The organism is Dysgonomonas sp. Marseille-Q5470, assembly GCF_951230145.1.
Lineage (GTDB): Bacteria > Bacteroidota > Bacteroidia > Bacteroidales > Dysgonomonadaceae > Dysgonomonas.
In genome coordinates this window covers 1-4,646 of the sequence record NZ_CATNVE010000021.1, presented here as the reverse complement: position 1 = coordinate 4,646, position 4,646 = coordinate 1, and the positions used below count along the sequence as shown (strand labels likewise).

The window sequence follows — 4,646 nt, the reverse complement described above, 5'->3', positions numbered from 1 at the left end:
ATAACACGGTGGATGTTGCTACACTCTATTGGGCGGCGATGCCGGGCAATGCGGGTGATTTTCCGAGTGAAGAAAGTTTCTACACGTTTATAGAACCTGCCTTGTGCTTCTTCACAGAGGAAACGAACTACAAAAGTTCTCCCTCACCTTTTGGTATCAAGATGGCAGATCGAGTAAGCGGAAAACCCATCCATGTGGATATTTCCGACCTACCCATGAAGCAGGGAATTATCACGAACCGCAACAAGTTTATTTTGGGGCCTTCGGGTAGTGGTAAGTCCTTTTTCACGAATCATATGTGCCGCCAATATTGGGAACAAGGTGTGCGACGAGAAGTTGCATAAGTAATTGTTTAACAACAAGATTAAACCTATTGTTTCGTCAATAGTAGCCTAAGGATACGTGCATTATGAGTAATTGTTTTGTACGAAGCTATCCTGAGAAAGTAACCCTTCCGAAGGGAGGAGTCGGAACCGTGAGGGAAAGACAACGAGCGTAAGCATTATATGCTCTGGGGGCGAGGCTGAATGGTATGGCTAACAAATGTGAACTGTCAATAAACATCGTTACGAAAAGAACAAGCTAAAGAATGCTGATAAGCTTGAACCAAAAGGTACGCAGCCAAGATAATCCTCTCCCTTGTAGGATTACACGAATATGAGAGCTGCCGGTGGATAGACAGAGCCTAACCCGTTCGTGTTACTTATGCAGAACTCGGAAAACCCGTACTTCTCCTATTTACTTAGGAAAGTGAGCCGTAAGGCAAGCTGATAGAGGTGCGGGTATGGGATAGTAGAAAAAGCGAATGCCACTTTGTAATGAAGTGGATAGAGGTTTAAACGTTACCTCACACGAAAGTGGGCAGACTTCTACATAAGGTAATTCTTTACAAGAAACTTTTAGAACTTTTTAAAGTAGAAAAGCAAATGAACGAAAGTAAAACATCGTGTGCATCAACTGACCGAACAAAATCAATCGCATGGGAATCCATTGAATGGAATAAGTGTGAACGTGAGGTTAAGAAGCTACAAGCACGTATTGTAAAGGCTCAAAAGGAAAGTAAACACAATAAGGTAAAAGCCTTACAGTGGGTGCTTACTCACTCTTTTTATGCTAAAGCATTGGCTGTAAAAAGAGTGTCTTCTAATAAAGGAAAAGCTACGGCTGGGGTAGATGGTAAAATTTTGAATACCCCAATAGCCAAGGCAAATGCGATTACTGAATTAAAAAGACGGGGATACTCTCCGCAACCATTAAGAAGAGTACATATTAAAAAGAGTAATGGAAAACTACGCCCGTTAGGAATTCCAACAATGAAAGACAGAGCAATGCAAGCATTATATCTCATGGCATTAGACCCTGTGGCTGAAACAACTGCTGATAACCATTCGTATGGTTTCCGCAAAGAAAGAAGCGCACAGGATGCTATGAAACAATGTTTTATTGATTTGGCAAAAGATTATTGTCCTAAGTGGATATTGGAAGGAGATATAAAAGGTTGTTTTGACCATATCAGCCATGAATGGCTTCTGGAAAATATCCCAATGGATAAGGTTATGCTAAAGAAATGGTTAAAAGCAGGATTTGTCTTTAATAAAACATTGTTCCCGACAGACGAGGGTACGCCACAAGGTGGTATCATATCTCCAACACTTGCGAATATGACCTTAGATGGTCTACAAGACCTACTTGCACAGAAGTATAAAGCAAGAAGAATCAAAGGTGTGTATAATATAATTGAAAAGTAGTCCACTTAGTAATTGAAAAGTATACCACTAAGTGCTCTCGGATGAGATTGATTAAAGATATTTATTCTTCATTAGGTTGCAACATTTTTTTAGTTTCTTTAACTCTGTAAGACTGTCCATTCATATTGATAAGATATGCTTTATGTGTGAGCCTGTCTACCATAGCAGCCACCAGAACTTTATCCTTTACTATTTCTCCCCATCTGTCAAAAGCCAGATTTGTAGTAATGATTGTTGATTTCTTTCCAGCCCTGAGCGATAGATGGTTAAATAGCAGTTCGCCTCCTTCCTTATCGCAACTTACATATCCAAACTCGTCACAGATGACCATATCATAGTTTTGGAAGCGTAATTCAAGCAGTCTGAGACTCTTTTGCGACCGACATTCCCTGATTTGTGTCAGCAGGCGGGGAACAGAAGTAAAAAAGACAGTATAGCCCTCCAGGCAGGCTTTAATACCCAGTCCAATTGACATATGTGTTTTACCGGTTCCGGGATTACCGCAAAATACGATATTACGTCCATCCTTGATAAATTCCAGCGTTTCAAGCTCGGGCAGTGCTGTTTGCGCATCCTTAGGCAGTTCTTGCCTTACCAGTTCCTGAAGGTACTTCAGTTCAGGGAATCCGGCTAACCTGATCCGCTGTTTACGGCGCGCCTCGATACGCATGTCCATTTCCTTGGTTAACAGCCGGCATATCAATACCCGGTACGACCAGTTCTCATCAGTTGCCTGGGTAATAAAGTCATCGAGTTCATCCCGCATGACAGGTAGTTTAAGCTCTTTGGCATAGTTAAAAACTTTTTCTTTCTCGTTCAGATTTTCCATTTGCATACTGTTTATATTAAATACTTCTTGTCTCATACCTGATTATTAATTTTTGGTGGTAATTTTTATATTGTTTTCTGTGTCCATTATGCGCGAGAGGTCCATTAGTATCCTCATGGCTCCGTCTTCGATCAGGGCAGATCCGCTCTTATGACTTTCATCCAGATAGATGGGTTCATCCGGCATACCTTGAGGTTCATTATTGGTATGCATCATGGCTTTGATCTGGTCTGCCGATATACTTCTCAGACCTCGTTCCTTCAATGAACTGTAGGCTTCTATTATATCATTATCGCTAAAATTGTTATCCCTGGCATACTGTAAAAGGAAGACAAAATCCCTGGCCTTATCTGTAAAATGTTTATTGAACAAAGCCTGTATTTTTACCGGCATTTGTTTTAATGCCAGGGAAGTGTTCAGTGCTCCCGGTTTGCGCAACAGGGTATTTATATAATGCTCCAGTTTGATGGACCACCCTTTCTCTCTGGAGTAAATCCGTTCATGTACGGCTACTTTGTCATTGCCAAAAAGGACAACCAGTTTCTCGGAGTACATCTTAACGGTAACGGTTTTGCCTACCAGTGTATCGGGAACCGAGTAGTGGGAGCAGTTCATACAGATGGTGGACCACTTGTCCACCTTGTACTCAGCCATCAGGAAGCATCCCATCTCATTGGTATAGGGTCTTAATGCAGCCAGATCTGCTGCCAGTTCCTCCACTTTATTGATAGTCGAGGGGCTGCCACTGCGCGAGTTAATCTTCTCACATATACTCAGTAAGTGGCTTTGAGCATCTGCCAGAGAGGTATAATGAAGATTGATACTGAAAGCTTTACGCCTGACGTATTCTACAGAACGTTCTACATGGCCCTTTTCCCAGCCGGCACGGGCATTACAGAAGCGATAATGGTAACGGTAAAAGTTGCTCATGCGAAGAAGTGTTTGGGTGGGTTTCTTCTCCTCTCCTGCAAACTTCTTGATGACGGCCACACGCATATTGTCATAGACCATAATGTGGGGAACACCGTTTATCTGGCGGAAGAAGTTACGGTGTGACTCCATGAAGGCTAACTGGTCCTGGTGATGGAACAGCCAGGCATAACGCCCGTTACTATGGCTTAGGGTAAAGACGGCCAGTTGAAGACGATGAAGTTTGCCATTTAAATAAAGCTTGACTTCGCCCCAGTCAAACTCACAGGATTCTCCCGGAGGGTAATAACCACGGATGAAGGCCTCCTGGGATTTATCCTCTTTCTTAACCATACAGGCAGAGGCGATGTATTTACAAACCCCTGTATAGCTGACCTGAAAGCCTTTGTCTATTAACAGTTCGTAGATATCTTTACCCCGCATACACTGTTTCTTCAGTCCCATGGCACGTTTACGGGCGTTCTTCTCCAAACAGTCGTCTATTAAATCTTTCAGGCTGCCGACAATAACACGAGGGCCTCGACGGGAACTGTTATAACGTGGCTGGGTAGTTAATACTGATTCCAGAGAGGCTTCAGGATCAGGGCAGGATAAAGCTGCTTCATACTCACAAATGATTTTATGAACGGTCTTACGGCTGATATCCAACTGTCTGGCTATAGCCCGCTTACTGTACCCCACCGTACGGTACATATGTATAATTGTTTGTTTTTCCACCATTGTTATCATTTTACCCTCTGTGTTGGTTAATACACAAAGGAATTTATAATGTTAATATTTGTTAGTAAAATACAGAGCTTTATTATATGCTCTCCTAAATTTTACTTAACTGGTGGTATACTTTTCAATTATTTTAGTGGACTACTTTTCAATTATATTATACAATGCACCATCATCATCCGTTGATAAATCATCTTTGGTAACGGATACCGTATCAATGTAGGCAGTACCCGTGTAACAGGAAAACAGAAACATATCGCGTGTAATAATATGTGATCGGCGACGTTCAGGAATTTCTAAATCCCGAATTTTCTCAAAATCTTCCCGACTTAGGGTTTTAGGGGTACTTTCTTTTTGTTTGGGTAGCTTGTAATAAGCAAAATAGTTTTTATCCGAGTTACCTTCTTTGAAAGCTATCT

Annotated in this window: 2 protein-coding genes and 3 pseudogenes; 2 read left to right on the top strand and 3 right to left on the bottom strand. The window is 41.8% G+C overall.

Annotated elements, in window-relative coordinates:
• Positions 1-323, top strand: a pseudogene (locus QOX35_RS16325) (TraG/VirB4 family ATPase); the annotation flags it as partial.
• A gap of 603 nt (positions 324-926) precedes the next feature.
• A pseudogene (locus QOX35_RS16320) lies at positions 927-1,703 on the top strand (reverse transcriptase N-terminal domain-containing protein); the annotation flags it as partial.
• A 106-nt stretch (positions 1,704-1,809) separates the two neighbouring features.
• Here the strand turns inward: QOX35_RS16320 and istB are convergent.
• The 3 genes and pseudogenes from istB to QOX35_RS16305 all read right to left on the bottom strand — a co-directional run.
• Positions 1,810-2,577: an IS21-like element helper ATPase IstB gene (gene istB / locus QOX35_RS16315; RefSeq protein ID WP_183309145.1), complete on the bottom strand. Its 768-nt coding sequence runs from the start codon at positions 2,575-2,577 to the stop codon at positions 1,810-1,812.
• Between the two features lie 45 nt (positions 2,578-2,622).
• Positions 2,623-4,227: an IS21 family transposase gene (gene istA, locus QOX35_RS16310; protein WP_183309144.1), complete on the bottom strand. Its 1,605-nt coding sequence runs from the start codon at positions 4,225-4,227 to the stop codon at positions 2,623-2,625.
• A 159-nt stretch (positions 4,228-4,386) separates the two neighbouring features.
• Positions 4,387-4,646, bottom strand: a pseudogene (locus QOX35_RS16305) (site-specific integrase); the annotation flags it as partial.